Source organism: Nocardia sp. NPDC057455, from assembly GCF_042802775.1.
Lineage (GTDB): Bacteria > Actinomycetota > Actinomycetes > Mycobacteriales > Mycobacteriaceae > Nocardia.
Map to the genome: position 1 here is coordinate 38,998 of NZ_JBHVDM010000034.1, position 19,222 is coordinate 58,219.

At 69.4% G+C, this 19,222-nt stretch carries 17 protein-coding genes and 1 pseudogene; 5 read left to right on the forward strand and 13 right to left on the reverse strand.

The genetic code is table 11. From position 1 onward, the window contains the following. Nucleotides 1-19 precede the first annotated feature (19 nt). The 6 genes from ACFU5M_RS16300 to zapE form a co-directional block, all read right to left on the reverse strand. On the reverse strand, nt 20-499 hold the full coding sequence (locus ACFU5M_RS16300; protein WP_379049453.1) for a hypothetical protein: 480 nt from the start codon (nt 497-499) through the stop codon (nt 20-22). Beyond that, nucleotides 496-1,770, reverse strand: a complete 1,275-nt coding sequence (locus tag ACFU5M_RS16305) for a DUF58 domain-containing protein (RefSeq protein WP_379049456.1) — start codon at nt 1,768-1,770, stop codon at nt 496-498. The genes ACFU5M_RS16300 and ACFU5M_RS16305 overlap by 4 nt, the downstream gene beginning before the upstream one ends. Continuing rightward, on the reverse strand, nt 1,767-2,729 hold the full coding sequence (locus tag ACFU5M_RS16310) for an AAA family ATPase (RefSeq protein WP_379049459.1): 963 nt from the start codon (nt 2,727-2,729) through the stop codon (nt 1,767-1,769). The genes ACFU5M_RS16305 and ACFU5M_RS16310 overlap by 4 nt, the downstream gene beginning before the upstream one ends. Nucleotides 2,730-2,761: 32 nt before the next feature. Beyond that, nucleotides 2,762-3,238: a hypothetical protein gene (locus ACFU5M_RS16315; RefSeq protein WP_379049461.1), complete on the reverse strand. Its 477-nt coding sequence runs from the start codon at nt 3,236-3,238 to the stop codon at nt 2,762-2,764. Nucleotides 3,239-3,281: 43 nt separating this feature from the next. Next, a complete protein-coding gene (locus ACFU5M_RS16320; protein ID WP_379049462.1) occupies nt 3,282-4,199 on the reverse strand; it encodes a DUF4129 domain-containing protein in 918 nt (305 codons plus the stop codon). 178 nt (nt 4,200-4,377) lie between these two features. Continuing rightward, nucleotides 4,378-5,403, reverse strand: a complete 1,026-nt coding sequence (gene zapE / locus ACFU5M_RS16325) for a cell division protein ZapE (protein WP_379049465.1) — start codon at nt 5,401-5,403, stop codon at nt 4,378-4,380. A 62-nt stretch (nt 5,404-5,465) separates the two neighbouring features. Between zapE and ACFU5M_RS16330 the strand changes: the two genes are divergently transcribed. Continuing rightward, complete coding sequence (locus ACFU5M_RS16330) at nt 5,466-6,044, forward strand: TetR/AcrR family transcriptional regulator (protein ID WP_379049468.1); 579 nt, start codon at nt 5,466-5,468, stop codon at nt 6,042-6,044. Between the two features lie 10 nt (nt 6,045-6,054). Here ACFU5M_RS16330 and ACFU5M_RS16335 read toward each other — a convergent pair whose 3' ends face one another. The 7 genes from ACFU5M_RS16335 to ACFU5M_RS16365 all read right to left on the reverse strand — a co-directional run bounded on the left by ACFU5M_RS16335 (nt 6,055) and on the right by ACFU5M_RS16365 (nt 13,594). Next, complete coding sequence (locus ACFU5M_RS16335; RefSeq protein ID WP_379049471.1) at nt 6,055-6,492, reverse strand: NUDIX domain-containing protein; 438 nt, start codon at nt 6,490-6,492, stop codon at nt 6,055-6,057. 103 nt (nt 6,493-6,595) lie between these two features. Continuing rightward, a complete protein-coding gene (locus tag ACFU5M_RS16340; protein ID WP_379049474.1) occupies nt 6,596-7,771 on the reverse strand; it encodes a lipid-transfer protein in 1,176 nt (391 codons plus the stop codon). Continuing rightward, nucleotides 7,764-8,183: a MaoC family dehydratase gene (locus ACFU5M_RS16345; RefSeq protein WP_379049476.1), complete on the reverse strand. Its 420-nt coding sequence runs from the start codon at nt 8,181-8,183 to the stop codon at nt 7,764-7,766. The genes ACFU5M_RS16340 and ACFU5M_RS16345 overlap by 8 nt, the downstream gene beginning before the upstream one ends. Further along, the gene (locus ACFU5M_RS16350; RefSeq protein WP_379049478.1) at nt 8,180-9,115 is read right to left on the reverse strand and encodes a bifunctional MaoC family dehydratase N-terminal/OB-fold nucleic acid binding domain-containing protein; all 936 of its coding nucleotides are present in this window, start codon (nt 9,113-9,115) and stop codon (nt 8,180-8,182) included. Before ACFU5M_RS16350 ends, ACFU5M_RS16345 begins: the two co-directional genes overlap by 4 nt. Before the next feature lie 18 nt (nt 9,116-9,133). Further along, a complete protein-coding gene (locus ACFU5M_RS16355) occupies nt 9,134-10,372 on the reverse strand; it encodes an acyl-CoA dehydrogenase family protein (protein ID WP_379049481.1) in 1,239 nt (412 codons plus the stop codon). Then, nucleotides 10,357-11,421, reverse strand: coding sequence for an acyl-CoA dehydrogenase family protein (locus ACFU5M_RS16360; RefSeq protein ID WP_379049482.1), 1,065 nt, complete (start codon nt 11,419-11,421; stop codon nt 10,357-10,359). Before ACFU5M_RS16360 ends, ACFU5M_RS16355 begins: the two co-directional genes overlap by 16 nt. Nucleotides 11,422-11,443: 22 nt before the next feature. Further along, nucleotides 11,444-13,594 carry an acyl-CoA dehydrogenase family protein gene (locus ACFU5M_RS16365; protein WP_379049484.1) on the reverse strand — a complete coding sequence of 717 codons (2,151 nt, stop codon included), beginning with the start codon at nt 13,592-13,594 and terminating at the stop codon, nt 11,444-11,446. A 144-nt stretch (nt 13,595-13,738) separates the two neighbouring features. Between ACFU5M_RS16365 and kstR the strand changes: the two genes are divergently transcribed. From kstR to ACFU5M_RS16385, 4 genes and pseudogenes are all read left to right on the forward strand, one after another. Next, nucleotides 13,739-14,389, forward strand: a complete 651-nt coding sequence (gene kstR, locus ACFU5M_RS16370) for a cholesterol catabolism transcriptional regulator KstR (RefSeq protein ID WP_040864563.1) — start codon at nt 13,739-13,741, stop codon at nt 14,387-14,389. A gap of 257 nt (nt 14,390-14,646) precedes the next feature. Further along, the gene (gene otsB, locus ACFU5M_RS16375; protein WP_379049487.1) at nt 14,647-17,220 is read left to right on the forward strand and encodes a trehalose-phosphatase; all 2,574 of its coding nucleotides are present in this window, start codon (nt 14,647-14,649) and stop codon (nt 17,218-17,220) included. 161 nt (nt 17,221-17,381) lie between these two features. Next, a complete protein-coding gene (locus ACFU5M_RS16380) occupies nt 17,382-18,263 on the forward strand; it encodes a metal ABC transporter solute-binding protein, Zn/Mn family (protein WP_379049489.1) in 882 nt (293 codons plus the stop codon). Nucleotides 18,264-18,267: 4 nt separating this feature from the next. Beyond that, a pseudogene (locus ACFU5M_RS16385) lies at nt 18,268-19,131 on the forward strand (metal ABC transporter ATP-binding protein); the annotation flags it as partial. Nucleotides 19,132-19,222 lie beyond the last annotated feature (91 nt).

Consider the following 19,222-nt stretch of genomic DNA (forward strand, 5'->3'; position numbering starts at 1 on the left):
CCGGCCGGAACCCGGCCGATCACATGCCGATGGTACGCCCCACGTCCTCGGTGCGTCGGATATCGGACTCGGGCTCGCCGCGCCGGATCGCGACACCCTGGATCACCAACGCGTACAGCACGATGACCAGCACCGGGGCGGCCAGCGGCGCCCAGGCCAGGCGCACGGGGACGAGCGCCGCGCACACCGCGGCCGCCGTGAAGCCGACCGCCCCGGCCACCGACGGGATCGTGGTGGGTACCACGCCGTGCGGCGCGGTCACCGTCGCGGCGTTGAGCAGGTAGGTCGTGGCCACCAATCCCGTCGCGGCGGAGGCGAGCACACCCGCGTCGGCGATGACCAGCACGCCGAGCGCGAGCAGCACCGCGCAGACCGCCAGCGGCCGCAGCCACCAGCCGAGCCCGACGACGACGAGGGCGGGAACGCCGATCCACGGCTCCAGCAGCGCCACCGACGTCGCCAGCAGCACGCCGGAGAGAACGGCGAGGAATTTGGTCATCGGCGCACCCGCACGGTCCTGCGGTGCTCGGGAAGCGCCCGCATGATCTGGTCCAGGCGCGCGTCTTCCGGCCACGCCACGATGTCGACGCCGACGGTGCCCATGTCCCGGTACATGGCCGCGCGCTCGAGCTGCCACATCTTGGCCAGGATCGGGTCGAGGTCGTCCCGGAACGGCGTGCCGCGCAGCACGTCCACCACGACCACCACGTGTCCACGCTTGCGCAGGTCGATCAGCGCGAGCGCGAACTGGGTGTCCAGCAGCGTGGAGAAGGCGACTACGATCGCGCCGAGCGGCACGGCCGCGTGTGGCGCGAGGGTGCCGGTGGTCGGAATGTGTTCGTCGCCGACGTCGAGCACGGTGTCCACGATGCGGTAGAACTGGCGGCGCCCGATGTCCGGCCGCAGCCAGCGCGGCGCCTGGCCGAGGCAGACCACCGCGGTCCGGTCGCCCGCCTGCAAGGTCGACTGCACCACCTGCGCCGCGCCGCGCACCGACAACTCCAGCGAGTCGGTGGCCGGTCCCGGCGCCTGCTGTGAGGTGTCCACCAGCACCACCACGTCCGCGGAACGGTTGGTCAGCCGCTCGGTGACATACAACCGCCCGCGCCGCGCGCTCACCGCCCAGTTCACGATGCGCAACTGGTCGCCGGGCGCGTAGGCGCGGATGTCGGCGTACTCGACGCCGGGCCCGTGCCTGCGGGTCAGGTGGGTGCCGAGCCGCTCGGGAAGTTCGGTGCGCGGCAGGCGCATCCGCTGCGGATCGGTGATCGGATAGACGAACAGCTGGCCCGCGGGCAGCACCACGGTGGCGACCGCGAGCCCGGCCGGGCTCAGCGCCGAGACCCGCACCGACACCGGGTAGCGCCCCCATCTGCTCGCCGAGAGCGCGAGCCGCAATCCGGCGGGCGCGACTCCGGAATCGCTGGCCTCCTCGACCTGCATCGCCAGCCCGGTCGCGCTCTGCGGTTTCAGGCGCAGCAACGCGTGTCCCTTCTCGACGAAGGCGGCGACGGTGAGTACCACTTCCTCGGTCTCGAAACAGCGCAGCGTGCCGCCGCCGTCGACCTGGATCCTCGTCGAGGATTGCTGAAACCGCGCGGTGGCCAGCACACCGAGCAGCGGCGCGGCGAACACGAGCAGTTGCCACCTACCCAGGACCACCGCGAGCACCAATGCCACCGCCGCGCACCCGGCGAGCATGAAGACCAGCGGGGCAGGGCGCCACCGCAGTTCGGCGTCGACCGCGGAGCTGGCGTCGCGGTGCCTCATGTCACGGTGGCGCGCGGGACCGGCAGACGGCGCAGCAGTTCGGTGATCACGTCCTCGCCGCGGATGCGGCGCACCCACATCTCCGGCCGCAGCGTGATCCGGTGCGCCATCGCCGGGATCGCCAGCGCCTTCACATCCTCGGGGATCACGTAGTCGCGGCCGAGCAGCAGTGCCCGCGCCCGGGACATCTGCACCAGATCGAGTTCCGCGCGAGGGCTCGCACCGACCTCGACCTGGGGATGCCCCCTGGTGGCCGACGCCAGCGCGACGACATAACTCACCACGTCGGGATGCACGGTCACGTATTCCACGGATTGCCGCATCTCCAGCAGCCCGTTCGCGTCCACCACCTGGTTGACCTGCGGCTGCTGCGCCCCGCGCTCGAGCCTGCGGCGGATCATCTGCGTCTCGTCCTGCTCGGACAGATATCCCAGCCGCAGCTGGATGGCGAACCGGTCGAGCTGCGCTTCCGGCAGCGGATAAGTGCCCTCGTACTCGATCGGATTGTCGGTGGCCAGCACGACGAACGGTTGCGGCAGCAGGAACGTCTCGCCGTCCATGCTCACCTGTCCCTCGGCCATCGCCTCGAGCAGCGCGGCCTGTGTCTTCGGCGGGGTGCGGTTCACCTCGTCGGCCAATAGCAGGTTGGTGAACACCGGCCCGCGGCGGAAGGTGAACCGGCCGGAGGACATGTCGTAGATCGTCGACCCCAGCAGGTCGGCGGGCAGCAAATCGGGGGTGAACTGCACCCGGTTGAACTGCAGCCCGAGCGCGGCCGCGAACGATCTCGCGATCAGCGTCTTACCGAGGCCGGGTAAGTCCTCGATCAGCACGTGCCCACCGGACAGCACGGCGATCATGATCAACTGCAACTCGTCCTGCTTGCCGACCACGACCCGGGACAGTTCCCGGAGCACGGCCTCGCTGCGCTGGATGGTCGCGTCCATCGGCATGGTCATTTGTGTACCCGCACTTGTTGCCTCAACCCATTTCACATTCTCTGCAGGCGGCTCAGGATCTCGTCCAGCGCCGCACGTCCCGGTGCCCTGCTGGTCTGATCACGAAGGGCCGAATTGGCCGGATCCACCCAGCGCCACAATTCGGGCCCGAACTGGTGGATTCCCGCGGCCTCGACCGCTCGACGGTTCTTCGCCACCCGCTGTCCGGCGGAGAGTTCGAACTCCTTGGCCAGCAGCGGACGCAGGTGCCGGTCCCAATCGGCACGGCTGCCGTCCGCGCGGTCGGCGAGCATCTGCGCCCTGGCGTGCCAGCGTTGCAGCATTTCCGCCGGACCGTTCTCCATATCCTCGACCTCGTCGTCCCCGGCTTCCGAGCGCTCGAACAGCGACCAGATCAGCCAACCCAGCGCCACTGCCACCGGGATTCCGGCGACGATCAGCAGCAGCCCGCGGGCGCGTTCGACGGCGACCAGCTCGATCCCCGCGACGACGATAACTCCCGTGATCACCACCCCTATCCGATTCACTGGACGTCCTTTCTCGCCCGGCCGGTCACGCGGGGACCTCCCCTTGCAGGTCGGCGAGCACGATGCGCAGCAACTGCTCGGCACGCATGCGCTGCCATTCGAGCATGGCGTGCGGGCTGAACCTGGCCTCCTCGAAGAGGGCGACCAACTCACGGGCGGACGCGTCGTGCAGCGCGCCGCGTTCGAACGCACGGGCCAGCACTTCCATCGGAGTGTCCGACGCGAGCGGAGCGGCGGAGCGATCGGAGGCCAAGCCGCGCTCCATCGCGACGTAGCAGGCGATGATCGCGGTGCGCGGGTCCTGACCGGGTGCGTTCATCGCGGCCAGGCCCATTTCGGCCGCACGCGCCAGCGAGTCCGCCACGGTGGGCACGGCCGCAGCCGCCTGCGCGGGCACGGGCGCGGGCTTGCGCCGGGACGACACCGCGACCACGACCAACCCGCTCATCGCCACCGTCACCAAGCCCGCGGCCGCGATTCCGGCCAGCACCAGCGCCGTCCCGGTCAGCTCCGCCGACCTCGGATCGTATTCGGCGGGCGCCGATGTCCCCGGCTCCGGGGCAGTGCCCGTGGTGGTGGCGGGCGCGGGCGGGCGCGTGGGCTCACCGGGCCCGCTCGCGCCGATGAAGTAGATCGCCGACGCGGCCGCGAGCAGCACCCCGAGCAGCGCGAGCGCGCCGAGCACCGCCAGGCCTGCCCGCCCGAGACGCCACTGCCTACGTTCGTCCTCGCGTTCCGGCTCGGGCATGGCCAGCGGCAACCGGTGCTGGCTGGCGATCACCCCCGCCAGCAGGATCACGATCGACACGGTGAGCAGCACCGGCATGAGCGCGACCGACAAGGCGGAGGGAGCGTGCCCGCGCGGCTCGGTTTCGGTAATTCCTGGGATGTATCCGTGCAGAGCGATGGCGGCAAAAGCCAGCAGCGTGATCAGGACGATCACGCGCGATATCGGCGCTCGCGCCCGGGCCACTGGCTACCACCAAATCTGAGTACTGCACAAAACAGCCACATAGTTACATGCCGGGCGGTCCGCTCGGGATGGAATGGAATACTTCGGAGTCCCTCCTCTAAAACCGCACCTGCGCGGGGAGCCGGCGGGCTGTCCGGCCCGGCGGCGACTACCGGGCGATATCGGACGAGGACTGGGACAATTCACAAAGCCTGCTCGCCAAACGTGAGATATCCGGCACTTCCCGGACGTTCCGTACCAGCTCGTTCAGCACCGAAGACGCGACCACGGTGAGTACGCGATCGGTGTCGTAGAGAACGTCGACAAGGTTCACGAAACGCATCGACCAGGCCGGGGGAACTTCGCACAGGGGTGGTACATCTCGTATTTCCCAGTGCTGAAATCGTTGGGCCAGCGCCACATAATCCGCCGCGGATGTTGGGACTCCACACAATTCGGCGAACTCGATGACAAGAGTGCCGCCGTCGCAGGCAATGGCGCGCAATCTGCGCGGGCCGACGGAAATATCGACCGCTGATTCGTCGACGCGTTGTGCCGCACCGCGTTTCCCGGCGCCGGCGGCCGCCCTCGGTAGCGTCTTGCGAGCCGCGTGCCCCACCGGGGCCACGAGGTATCGCCCGGCGGTGAATCCAGTGCGGCAGCCACGGGAACCGAGGCAGCGGTAGTCGATCGCACCGTCGACGGCCACCACGTCCATGCGCGCGAGAATCCGTTCGATCGTCGGCACGAACCGGTCGTGGAACAGCGGATTCGGCAACAGCTCGGCGGGCGGATAGTTCGAGGTCAGCACCAGCACGATGCGGCGGGCGAACAGCGCGTCGAGCAGGCGCGCGATCAGCATCGCGTCGCCGATGTCGTGCACGTGGAATTCGTCGAAGCAGACCAGCAAGGCATCGCCGAGCAGTGTGTCCACCGCGGCGTCGATCGAGCCGGATACGTGCGCCGCGGCGTGCAGACCGGCGAAGAACTGGTGAAAGTGGTAGCGCCGCTTACGTTCCGAGGACACCGCGGCGAAGAACCGATCCATGAGCATGGTCTTGCCGCGCCCAGGCCTGCCGTGCAGATAGACGCCGCGGCGCCGCCGGAGCGGCCTGCCGCGCCGATCCACGAGTTCGCGTAGCCGCGCCGCCGCCCGCGCCTGATCGGAATCCCACCGGATGACTTCGGGTTCCATGACACCTCCTGGTCCTCTACATTTGTAGAGGACCAGGCCGAACTGCGGCAGGAAGGGTGATCATGTCCACAGGCGACCGGCGCGTGCTCCTCGTCGACACGGCCATCGAACTGATCGCGACAAGGGGCCTGCGCGCGCTCACGCACCGCGCGCTGGACGCGGAGCTGGAACTGCCCGCCGGATCGGCTTCCTACTACTTCCGCAGCAAACGCGCGCTCATCGAGGCCGTCGTGGACCGGATCACCAGCCGATCCCGCGACGATTTCGCCGCCGCCGCGCTCGCGCCGACCGGCGCCGTGGCGCCGGAATCGATCGCCGAGGCCATCGCCGCCTGGCTCGACCGGCTACTGGCCGACCGGCGCGCTCACCTGATCGCCCGGCACGCCTTGCTCATCGACCTGCTGGACGATCGCGACCTGCATCCCCGGCTCGTGCGCTGCCTGTTCTCCCCCGACCGTGCCCGAGACCTCTTCCGCGCGATGGGCGCGGCCGACCCGGACACCCGGGCGGACGACTTCGTCGCCGTCGTCGAGGGAGCCGTCTTCGACCGCTTCGCGGGCAACCGCACCGCCCTGCGCCCGAACACACCGCAGAGCGTGCGGCAGCTCGCCCGCATCCTCGCCGCACACCTGAGCGCGTGACCGCCGCCGCTCAGCGCGGCCAGCCCAGCTGGCTATAGGTCACGCCGGTGAGGTAGCCGCGGATACCGGCGGCCGGATACGGGATGAGCGTTTCCGGCAGCTTCGCGAGCGGAAACCACCGCAGTTCGTAGGACTTGTCGGGCTCGCGGTTGACCGGCTCACCCGCCCAGCGGCGGGTCTCGAAGAACAACCCGATCCGGGCCTCTCGCCCGGCATCGACGACATGCGCGGAATGGACGTGCCGCAGGTCCGCCGGGTCGATCGCCACGCCGACCTCCTCGCCCGCCTCGCGGATCGCCGCGGCGAGCGCCGACTCCCCTGCCTCCAGCTTCCCGGCAGGCAGGTGCCACAACCCGTCGAACTCGTCCGCGCTGCGCCGCCTGCTCAGCAACAACTCCGCGCCGCGCAGCAACAGCACGTGCACGTCCACCACATGCCGGACCACCACCGCCCCAACCTACGCGTCACCGCGATTCGCCCGAGGCGGTTCCTACTCCGCACCCGCCGTGAACGGGTGCCAAGCATGACCCGACCATGCGAAGCCGACCGGATCAGTCGGTGCTGAGGACCAGGCCGGAGGTGGGGACGCCGGTGCCCGCGGTGACCAGGATGTTGGTCAGGTCGGAGACCGGGTTGACCGACGTGCCGCGAATCTGGCGCACGGCCTCGGCGATGCCGTTCATACCGTGGATGTACGCCTCGCCGAGCTGGCCGCCGTGGGTGTTGAGCGGCAGTCGGCCGCCGACCTCGATGGCGCCGCCGGAGATGAAGTCCTTCGCCTCGCCCCGGCCACAGAATCCGAGCTCCTCCAGTTGCATGAGGACGAACGGGGTGAAGTGGTCGTAGAGGATCGCGGCCTGCATGTCCTCCGGACGCAATCCACTCTGCGCCCACAACTGGTCACCGACCAGGCCCATCTCCGGAAGGCCGGTCATGGCGTCGCGGTAGTAGCTGGTCATCACATACTGGTCGGCTCCGGAACCCTGGGCGGCAGCGGCGATCACGGCGGGACGCTGCGGCAGATCGCGGGCCCGCTCGACACTGGTCACCACGATCGCGACGCCGCCGTCGGACTCCTGGCAGCAGTCCAGCAGATGCAGCGGCTCGGCGATCCAGCGGGAATTCTGATGATCCTCCAGCGTGATCGGCTTGCCGTAGAAGAAGGCGGCCGGGTTCACCGCGGCATGCTTGCGGTCGGCCACGGCCACCTGACCGAAGTCCGCGCTGGTGGCCCCGTAGACGTGCATGTAGCGCCGGGCGACCATGGCTACCTGCGCGGCCGGTGTGCCCAGCCCCTGCGGGTAGGACCACCCCGCGTCGATGCCCGACGAGGTGGGCGCGGTGGCCAGCGCCGTGGAGAACTGCCCGAACCGCGACACCGATCGCTCGTTGAACGCGCGGTAGGCCACGACCACATCGGCGATTCCGGTGGCCACCGCCATGGCGGCCTGCTGGATGGTGGCGCAGGCCGCGCCGCCGCCGTAGCCGATATGGCTGAAGAACTTCAGCTGCGGAATGCCGACCGCCCTGGCGACGGCGGCCTGGGTGTTGGTGTCCATGGTGAACGTGGTCAGGCCGTCCACGTCGGCGGGCGTCAGGCCCGCGTCGGCCAGCGCGGCGGTGACCGCCTCGGCGGCCAGGCGCAGTTCGCTCCGGCCCGAGTCCTTGGAGAAGTCGGTGGCCCCGATGCCGACGATGGCGGCGCGGCCGGAAATCGGCTCAGACATCGGCCCTCCGTAACGCGATGACGGCCGTGGCCGTGATGTGGTCGCCGAGGCTGTCCTTGCCGACCACGTCGATGTGGATGTCGTCGCCCTCCAGCGCGGTCACCGTGCCGGTCAGCGTCAGTGTGTCCCCGGCGTACAACGGCACGCCCAGACGCAGCGCGATCGACTTGACAACGGCGCGCGGGCCCGCCCAGTCGGTGACGAAGCGCTGCACCAAGCCGGTGTCGGTCAGGATGTTGACGAAGATGTCCTTCGAACCGCGGGCGACGGCCTTGTCCCGGTCGTGGTGCACGTCTTGAAAATCCCTGGTGGCCAGGGCGGTGCTGATCACGAACGTGGGGTCGGCGTGGATCACCAGCTCGGGCAGCACCGTGCCGACGCGCACGGCGTCCGGTTCCACGGCGGCGGTCATGAGACCACCTGCCAGACCGGCAGGCTCGCCTCGTCGTCGAGCTTCTCGAAGCCCACCTCGACCGGCAGGCCGACCCGCACCTCGGCGGGGTCGACGCCGCGCAGTTCCCCGAGCATGCGCACGCCCTCCTCCAATTCGACCAGCGCCACCACGAACGGCAGCTGCCGTCCCGGCACCTTCGGCGCGTGGTGCACGACGTAACTGAACACGGTGCCGCGCCCGGAGGCGACGATGTAGTCGGTCGGTTTCGATTTGTCCTGCCAGATGGCCGGAATGGGCGGGTGCCGCAGCGATCCGTCCGACAGGCGCTGAATGCGCAACTCGCCCACTTTCGTTCCCTCCCAGAAGAATTCGGTGTCCCAGGAGACCAGTGGCTTGACCCGCTCGCCCGCGGCGGGTTTCGGCGCCGCGCTGCCGGGGGCGAATTTCAGCAGCCGGAACAGCATCTCGGCGACCACCTCGTCACCGACCCGCCAGCTGGTCCGGAAGGTGACGAACCATCCCTCGCCCAGCGCCGTGCGCTTCGGGCCGCGAATATCCGACAGCGTGCTGGTGACCGAGACCTGTTCGCCGACCGCGAGGTAGCGGTGGTAGGTCTGCTGACAATCCGTGGCGACCACGGAGGTGTAACCCGCGGCGTCGAGCAGTTCCGTGGCCGCGCCCATCGGGTCGTCGGCGGGTCGGGAGCCGTTGAGCCCGAACATGGTCCACACCTGCGCCATGGCGGGCGGCGCGACGATGCCGGGATGACCCGCCGCGCGCGCCGCCTCCTCGTCGACGTAGATCGGGTTGGCGTCGCCCAGCGCCTCGACCCAGTTGTTGATCATCGGCTGGTTCACCGGATCACGCCCGAAACGGGGCGCGCACTCACCCGCGGCCCGAATGGCCTCGGCTGCGGCGATGATCGCTTCCGGAGTAGTGGTTTCCGGCACGCGCGGCTCCTTCACTCGTTATCGGGGTACTCGCGGCAACCGCAGTCCGGACGAGGCGACCAGCTCGCGCATCACCTCGTTGACGCCACCGCCGAAGGTGACCACGAGGTTCTGCTTGGTCCTGCGGTCCAGCCAGGTCAGCAGTTCGCCGGTGGCCGGGTCGGCCGGGTCGCCGTAGCGGCCGACGATCTCCTCGGCGAGCCTGCCCGCCTCCTGGAGCGATTCGGTGGAGTAGACCTTGGTGGCGGACGCGTCGGCGATCACCTGGGCCTGGTCGCCGTCCACGCCGGCGGCGGTCGCGCCGGGCCCGGAGGCGGTAGCGGAGCGTGACCACGCAGGGCCCTGCGAACGCCGCCCATCGGACGCAGCGGCCACCTGCCAGTTCAGCAGTTCGTTCAACCGCACCATGGCGTGGATGCGACCCAGCGCGCGCCGCACGTCCGGTTCGGCGAGCACGCCGCGCGGTCGCGCCCAGTCGCGCACCCGGTCGTAGAGCTGCTCGATCTTGCCGGACGGACCCAGGCTCACCCGCTCGTGGTTGAGCTGCGTCGTGATCAGCTTCCAGCCCCGGTTCTCCTCGCCGACCAGCATGTTCGCCGGGACGCGCACGTTGTCGAAATAGGTCGCGTTGGTGTGGTGCGCGCCGTCGCAGGTGATGATCGGCGTCCACGAGTAGCCGGGATCCGTGGTGTCCACGATCAGGATCGTGATGCCGCGGTGGCGCGACTCGGCCGAGCCGGTGCGGCAGGCCAGCCAGACGAAGTCGGCCTCGTGCGCGCCCGTAGTGAAGATCTTCTGCCCGTTGACGATCCAGTCCCCGGCCTCGTCGCGCACCGCCGCGGTGCGCAGCGAGGCCAGGTCGGTGCCCGCCTCCGGCTCGGAGTAGCCGATCGCGAAATGGACGTCACCGGAGAGGATTCCCGGCAGGAAGCGCTGCTTCTGCTCGTCCGTGCCGAACTGCTGCAAGGTGGGGCCGACGGTCAGCAGCGTCACCAGCGGCAGCGGGACGTCGGCCCGGACCGCCTCGTTGAAGAAGATCTGCTGCTCGACCGGCCCGAAACCCTGGCCCCCGTATTCCTTGGGCCAGCCGACGCCGAGCCAGCCGTCGCGACCCATGCGGCGCACCACGGCGCGGTAGGCGTCGCCGTGCCGGTTCACCGCCATCTCGGCCTCCTCCTCAGGAGTCACGAGATCGGCGAAGTAGGCGCGCAGTTCGTCGCGCAGCCGACGTTGCTCGGTGGTCAGGTCGATGAACATCTCGCCCCCAATCGATCGAGCCGGAACGACGCGCCGCCGAGCCAGCGGGCGATGTCCTTGGCTTGTGAGTAGTAGCGGTGCATCGGGTGGGTCATGTCCACTCCGAGGCCGCCGTGCAGGTGATGGCACTTCTGCATGGCCGCGGGCAGCTGTTCGGCGACGGTGTAGGCGAGCACCGCCAGGTCGTCGTCGGTGCGCTCGCGATGTTCCCGACTCGAGTCCTCCTGGGCCAGTGCCCAGTTCGCCGAAACCGCGGCCACGTGCAGGGTGCGCGAGACGACGTACAGGTCCGCGATCTGCTGGGCCACCGCTTGGAACTCGGCCAGCGGCCTGCCGAACTGGTGACGTGTCCGCAGATGCTCGGCGGTGAGCGTGATCGCACCCTTGAGCAAGCCATCGGCTACCGAGCCGATGGAAGCGAGCGCCAAACGGTGCAGTTCCGCCAGGCCGGTCGGCCACAACTGCTCGGCGGGGATCTCCACCTGGTCCAGCCGCACGGTGCATTCGGGGATGCCGCCGGAGACCGGAGTGGGCGTCAGGGTGAGCCCTTCGGCCTGCGCGTCGACGAGGGCGATCCCGGAACCGGTCGGCACGAGCAGCCAACTCGCCTGCTCGGCGTAGGGCACGGCAACCTTGCTGCCACTGATCCGCACGGTGTTCCCGTCGGCCACCGCGGTGGTCTCCGGTTCAGCGGTGAAAGGCGCCGCGGCTTCGCTCAGCGCGGCCGTGAGCACCATCCCTTTGGCGATCTCGGGCAGCACCCGCGCCACGACGCTCTCCGGCGCACTGGCCACCAGCGGCAGCACGCCGAAGCCCAGCGTCGGAAGGGCGGGTACCGCGACCGCGTCCGTCGCCAGCTCGGTCAGCAGAGCCGCCACCTCGAGCAGCCCCATACCGTCACCGCCGTGCCGCTCCGGTACTGCGACGACAAGCAGTCCGGAGTCGGCCAGTCTCGGCCACAGTTCCATATCGCGAGCGGTTTCTCGCTCCAGCAAACTCACGACGACTTCGGCCACCGCGTCCTGGCCCTCGTCCCTGGTGAAATCCACGTTTTCTCCCGGTTGTCGGCGACTAGCTGTTCATGTCGCGAGGCAGCCCGAGAATCCGCTCACCAGCCACGGTGAGCAAGATTTGCTCAGTTCCACCAGCGATCGATAGACAGCGCGTGAGCAAGAATTCCTTCACCACTTCGGAATCCTGCGCGCCGGAAGACCCTGCCGTCTCGACAGCGAATTCAGCGACCGCTTGGCGATGGCGTACCCCGACCAATTTGCGAACACTACTTTGCGCCCCGGGGTCGCCCCCCACCAGCAACTTCACTGCGGCGCGTTGCTCGAGCAGAAGCCCGGCGACGGCTTCGGCGACGAATCCGCCGAGCCGGTCGTTCACCATTTCGGCGCCGGGACCGGTGGCGGGCGATTTCGCGATCAGCTCTTCGAGCACCGGACCGATCCCGTTCCCACCCATGGCGACCCGCTCGGTAGCCAGAGTGGAGCGGGCGATCTTCCACCCATTGTTCAATGCGCCGACCACGCAATCGTCGGGCACGAACACGTCGTCGAGGAACACCTCGCTGAAACGCGCCTCACCGGTGATCTGCACCAGCGGCCGCACTTCGAGTCCGGCGCTGTGCATGTCGACCACGAAGTAGGTGATGCCGCGGTGTTTGGGCGCATCCGGATCTGTCCGCGCCAGGCAGATCGCCCAATTCGCTTTGTCACCCAGCGAGGTCCACACCTTCTGACCGCGCAGCACCCAGCCGCCGTCCGTCTTCTTCGCGGTGGTGCGCAACGCCGCCAGGTCGGAGCCCGCTTCGGGTTCGCTGAACAGCTGGCACCAGACCACCTCCCCGCGCAAGGTCGGCCAGGCGAAGCGCTCGATCTGCTCCGGGGTCCCGTGCTGCAACAGCGTCGGAATCGCCCAGCCGCCGATGGCGAGGTCCGGCGCGGTGAGCCCCGCGCGGCGCAGCTCCTCGGAGATCACCAGGCCGGTCATCGGGTCCGCGGCGCGTCCGTAGGGCCGCGGCCAATGCGGCATGACCAGACCCGCCTCGACCATCGCGTCGCGCTGCCGATCGGCGGGCAGCGCGGCGATCCGCGCGACTTCGGCGGCCAGCTCCTGCGCGCTGTCGCCGTCCACGGCCACGCCCTCGTCGGCGAAGACCCGGTCGGCGCCGGTGGTGCGCCGCAGGCCCTGGCGGGTCAACTCGGTGACCCGCGCCCGCCAGCGCGCCGAACCGCCGAGCAGTTGCCGCAGCGCCGTCACCCGGCGCAGGTACAGGTGCGCGTCGTGCTCCCAGGTGAAGCCGATGCCGCCGAGCACCTGGATGCAGTCCTTGGCGGTCTCGACGGCGGCGTCCAGGGCGATCGCGGCCGCGATGGCGGCGGCGATCGGCAGCTCGGCGCCGCCTTCGTCCACGGCGGCCGCGGTGTCGGCCGCTACGGCGCGGATGAGCTCGGTGCGGCACAGCATCCAGGCACAGATGTGCTTGACCGCCTGGAACGACCCGATCTTGCGACCGAACTGCTCGCGCACCTTGGCGTACTCGACCGCGGTCTCCAGACACCAGCCTGCGAGACCGGACAGTTCGGCGGTGACCAGCGCGACGAGCAGATCCCCGGCGGCGTGCGGCGCGACGAACACCTGTTCGGCGGGCACGCGCAGATCGGCGCAGTGCACCCGGGCCAGCGGCGTGCTCGGATCCAGCGGCGCGAGCGCCTCGATCCGCAAGCCGTCGGCATCGGGCGGGACCAGGCACCACCGCTGGCCCTGCGGGTGATCGATCGGCAGCAGCACGGCGGTACCGGGGGCAGCGCCGAGCACGGAATCCCAGGTACCCGTGAGCAACACACCGTCGCTTGCGGCGGGTACGCTCACCGTCGAACCGACGACGAAGTCGAGCGCGACACCGCAGGGCAGGTCCTCGTCGAGCCTGCCCTCGGTGATCAGATTGGCCAAAGCCGTTGCGAGCACGGGGCCGCCGACCAGGTCGTGCGCCGCCTGCTCCACCAGCACGGCCAGATCGGCGACCGACCCGCCCGCACCGCCCGCGTCCTCGGCCACCGCGACCCGGAAGATCCCGATCTCGGCCAGCGCGGGCCAGTAGGCGCGCCAGAAGTCGGCCGCGCCGGTTCGCATTGTTGCAATTGGACGGACCGACGCCGCCCATCCGCGCATCGACTCCTGAACGGCTTTATGCTCGTCAGTGGTGGCGATGGTCACACTCCATACCGCCTTTCCGGCGTGACTCCCACACCTAGAACATGTTCTAATATCCTAGCCGGGCGGAAGTCAAGAGACCATCACGCCGCGGCGACACCGCGCACGCAGCCGACGAAACGACGTTTCCGGAAAGGACTTTCATCAATGGCCAGTCCGTCCCGATCGCAGCCAGCCGACTCGAGCGCGGCCCGGCCCGCGGCCACGGTCACCACGCTCAGCGAGGACGAGCTGAGTTCGGCGGCGCAGCGTGAACGGCGCAAGCGGATCCTGGACGCGACCTTGGCGCTCGCGTCCAAGGGTGGTTACGACGCGGTCCAGATGCGCGCGGTGGCCGAGCGCGCCGATGTCGCCGTCGGCACGCTGTACCGCTACTTCCCGTCCAAGGTGCACCTGCTGGTCTCGGCGCTGTCACGCGAATTCGAGCAGATCGAGGGCAAACGCAAGCCGCTTGCCGGGCAGTCTCCCCAGGAGCGCATGCACCTGCTGCTCACCCAGATCACCCGGATGATGCAGCGCGATCCGCTGCTCACCGAGGCCATGACCCGGGCGTTCATGTTCGCCGACGCCTCGGCCGCCGCCGAGGTGGACCGCGTCGGCAAGGTGATGGACCGCGTCTTCGCGCGGGCCATGAACGACGGCGAGCCCACCGAACGGCAACTGGCCATCGCGCGGGTGATCAGCGACGTGTGGTTGTCGAACCTGGTCGCTTGGCTGACTCGCCGCGCCTCGGCCACCGACGTCACCGAACGTCTGGAACTGACCGTCGACCTCCTCCTCGGCGAACGCAACCAGTAAGCTCTAACGGGATCTCTCAGCGCACAGCGAGCAAATTCGACGCCCCGTCACCCATCGGGCCCGAATTGCCCGCTGTGCTGCGACGAAGCTCACCCGCTCGGATCCCGTTGCCGTTAGCTGGGCAGATCCACCGGACACCGGTTCAGCACCTGCGTAATCGTGCGCACGCGGACCGGCGCGCTGCTGTGCGGCGAATTCAACACAGTATTGTTTTGCCCGCCCCCTGAAAAAACTCCTCCGATCACTAGGTTGGATGCGTGAGCGCACAGGATCTGCCACTGGAACTTCGCCGTGCACTGTCGACGGTCGCGCGCGTGCCACGGCTTTTGGTCGCATCGGACTACGACGGGACACTCGCGCCCATCGTCTCCGACCCGGCCAAAGCCTTTCCCCATCGGGAATCGGTGAGCGCGTTACGAGCCCTCGCCGGCCTGACCGGGACCACGGCCGCCGTGATCTCCGGCCGCGCGCTGCGAGATCTCGCGGCGCTGTCCCGCCTGCCCGTCGAGGTGCAACTGATCGGCAGCCACGGCTCGGAATTCGACGTGGGCTTCGTGCACGCGATCGACAACGACGCCAAGCATCTGCTCCAAGAGGTGCAGACGGCGCTGAACCAGGTCGCCTCGGACAATCCGGGCGTCACCGTCGAGATCAAGCCGGCCAGTGTCGCGTTGCACGTGCGCAACGCCAGCCCGGAAATCGGGCATCGCGCGTTGTCGCAGGTCCGGCTCGGTCCGGCGTGCTGGTTCGGGGTGCAGGTCACCGAGGGCAAGGCCGTCATCGAACTGGCTGTGGTGCAGACCGACAAGGGCACCGCACTCGACACCGTCCGGCATCAGGCGGGGGCCTCGGCCGCGGTGTTCTTCGGCGACGACGTCACCGACGAGAAGGCGTTCCGGGTGCTCTCGGGTCCGGACGTCGGCATCAAGGTCGGCGAGGGCGAGAGCCTGGCCAGATTCCGGGTGGACAGCACCGAGGCCGTGGCGCGCGCGCTGGCCTACCTGCTGGAGGAGCGCCGGACCTGGCTGGCGGGCGCGAGCGCGCCACGCATCGAGCGGCTGACCATGCTGGCCAGCCCCCGCTCGGTCGCGCTGCTCACCCCGGACGCCACGGTCACCTGGTTCTGCCACCCGGAACCGGATTCCGCCGCGGTGTTCGCACACCTGCTCGGCGGCCCGCAAGGCGGTCACTTCACCATCGAGCCCGAGCGCCCGGGACTGCCGCTCTCGCAGCGCTACGTCGACGGCACGATGACCGTCGAGACCCGTTGGGCCAAATTGCAAGTCACCGACTACCTGCCACACGACGTGGCGTCCACCCGTACCGACCTGACCCGGGTGATCACCGGTGACGCGAAGGCCGTGGTCACCTTCGCTCCCCGGCCGGAATTCGGCCAGGTGCCGGTGAACCTCGAAGCGCAGGAGGGCGGGCTGCGCGTGCACGGCACCAACGATCCGATCGTGCTGCGTTCCCCCGGCGTGCGGTGGGAGATCGTCTCGGACGGGACCCACGAGTCGGCGCGGGCCGTGGTCGACCCGTCCACGGGCCCGATCGTGCTCGAACTACGCTGTGGCACCACCGATCTCGATCCCGCCGCGGCCGGCGAGACGGAGCGGCGCCGGGAGGCGGAGCGGTACTGGTCGGAGTGGGCCTCGAAACTCGCCCTGCCGCCGCTGAAGCCCGACCTGATGAAGCGTTCCGCGCTGACCCTGCGCGGCTTGGTGCACGCGCCGTCCGGTTCGATCCTCGCGGCCGCGACCACCTCGCTGCCCGAGGACATCGGCGGCGTGCGCAACTGGGACTACCGCTACTGCTGGCTGCGCGACGCGGCGCTCACCGCGCAGGCACTGGTCTCGCTCGGCTCGCTCACCGAAGCCGAGGACTACCTCGGCTGGGTGCACCGGGTGCTGGAGACGTTGCCCGGCCCCGAGCGCCTGCACCCGCTGTACACGCTGTACGGCGAGACGCTGCCGCCGGAGGCCTCGATCGATCAGTTGCCCGGCTACGCGGGCTCACGCCCGGTGCGCGTCGGCAACGCGGCCAACATGCAGGTGCAGCTGGACGTCTTCGGCCCGATCGTGGATCTCATCGCCACCCTGGCGCACGCCAGGGAGCTGCGGGGCGTGACCGCTCCGGCGGAGGTGCTGCCCGACGCCGACTGGGAGCTGGTGCGCGCCATGGTCGCGGCGGTGCAGCGGCGCTGGCAGGAGCCCGACCACGGCATCTGGGAGATCCGCGGCAACCCCCGCCACCACGTGTACTCGAAGGTGATGGGCTGGCTGACCGTCGACCGGGCGCTGACCCTGGCACAGAAATTCGATCGCGAGATCGACCCGGCCTGGCCGGTGCTGCGCGACACCATCGCCGACGAGGTGAAGGCGAAGGGCTGGAACGACGAGGTGCAGTCCTACACCGCGGCCTACGACGGCACCGACCTGGACGCGGCGACCCTGCACATCGGGTTGAGCGGCCTGATCGACCCGTCCGACCCGCGCTTCGCGGCGACCGTCGTGGCGACCGAGGCCGAGCTGCGCAGCGGTTCGACCGTGTACCGGTACCACCACGACGACGGCCTGCCCGGCGGCGAGGGTGGCTTCCACCTGTGCGCGGCCTGGCTGGTCGAGGCGTATCTGCTGATCGGGAAGCGCTCCGACGCCGAGGCGCTGTTCGCCCAACTGGTCGACGTCGCGGGGCCGACGGGGCTGCTCAGCGAGGAGTACGACCCGGTGGCCGAACGCTCGCTGGGTAATCACCCGCAGGCCTACAGCCATCTCGGCCTGTTGCGCTGTGCACAGCTGCTCGGACAGCCGGTGGAGGCCGCACTGGTCTGACCCGCGCATCGCGCCGAGGGCCCGCGAACGAGTAATCGTTCACGGGCCCTTCGTATTTCGCCTTTTCGAGGGCTTCGCATCTTACCGTGTAACGATGCCTGCTAAAGTTAAACGGGAACGATTTCCATTATGATCTAGAGCACTGCCAGGAGTACCCCCACGTGAGAACCGGATTTGCCATCACCTGCGCAGGCATCGCCGTAGGGGTCGCCTCCGCCCTGACGCTGACCGCCTGCGGCGGCTCGGCCGACGACGGACGGCCCTCCGTCGTGGCCTCCACCGACGTGTGGGGCGATATCGCCGCCGCCATCGCCGGCCCCGACGCCGCTGTCCGGTCACTGATCACCGATCCATCCGCCGACCCGCACTCGCACGAGACCTCTGCCGTCGAGTCGGCCGAACTCAGCGATGCCGACCTCGTGATCTACAACGGCGGCGGCTACGACGAGTTCGCCGAGAAGGCCGTAGCGGGCACGAACAAGCGCACCGTGGACGCGTTCTCCTTGCGGGTCGACCAGAGCGACCGGAACGAGCACGTCTGGTACGACGTGCGCACCGTCGGCGTGGTCGCCGCCCGGATCGCCGCCCAGCTCGGCGAACTGGATCCGGACAAGGCCGCCGCCTACGCCGAGCGCGCGACGGCGTTCGAGAACGGGCTCGCCGCGGTCACCGCCATCACCGGCAAGCTCGCCGCCGAGCACCCGAGAACACCGGTGTTGCAGACCGAACCCCTCGCGCACTACCTCGTGGCCGCCGCCGGGGCGGACGACCTGACTCCGCACGAGTTCCAGGAAGCCATCGAGCAGGAGACCGACCCGGCGCCCGCGGCCGTCGCGGCGACCCAGGACCTGCTCATCGGCAAGCGGGTCCGCGCCCTGATCTACAACGTGCAGACCGAGGACAAGATCACCAAGGACCTGCGCGGCACCGCGCAGAACGCGGGCGTCACCGTCGTCGAGGTGACCGAGACCCTGCCCGAGGGCGTGGATTACATTCAGTGGCAGACGAAGAATGCGCAGGCGCTGGCCGCCGCGCTGGGCTGAGCAGATGAACGAGGGAGCCGCGCTGACCGAGCACACCGACCGGGTGGAACGGCGGCCATCGAACATCGGCGTGGACTCGGCCGCGGTGCGGCTGGAGGCCGCATGCTTGTCCTACGGGGACCGAACCCTGTGGGAGGGGCTGGATCTCACCGTCGCGCGGGGTGAATTCGTCGCGGTGCTCGGACCGAACGGGTCGGGCAAGACCTCGCTGCTGAAGGTGTTGCTGGGGCAGGTCGGCCTGAGTTCCGGCACAGCTCGGATCGCGGACTCTCCCGCGCGTACCGGCAATCCCGACATCGGCTACGTGCCGCAACAGAAGACGATCGACGCCGGGGTGCAGTTGCGCGGCGTCGACCTCGTCGGTCTCGGTGTCGACGGGCATCGCTGGGGACTCGGTTTGCGCTCCCGCGCCGAGCGCAAGCGCAAGGTGGCCGCGGCCATCGCCGACGTCGGAGCGGAGCACTTCGCCCACGCGCCGCTGGAATCCATGTCCGGCGGCGAGCAGCAGCGCCTGCGGGTGGCGCAGGCGCTGGTCGGTGATCCGAAGGTGCTGCTATGTGACGAGCCGTTGCTCAGCCTCGACATGGCGAACCAGCGACTGGTCGCCGAACTGATCGATCGCCGTCGGCGCACCCACGACACCGCGGTGCTTTTCGTGACACACGAGATCAATCCGATTCTGCCTTTGGTGGACCGGGTGCTGTACCTGGTCGACGGCCGGTTCCGAATCGGGACGCCGGAGGAAGTGATGACCTCGGCGGTGCTGTCGGAGCTGTACCGCACCCAGGTGGACGTGCTGCGGGTCCGCGGGCGACTCGTGGTCGTCGGCACCGGCGACACCATGGACGCGCTGGGCACCGCCGGCGGTCACTGTCACGGACCGGCGGGCGACGAGTTCGCGCACGGCGACACCGCGCCGGACGGGTCAGCGGCATCGAGCGAAGTGAACGACTCGGCAA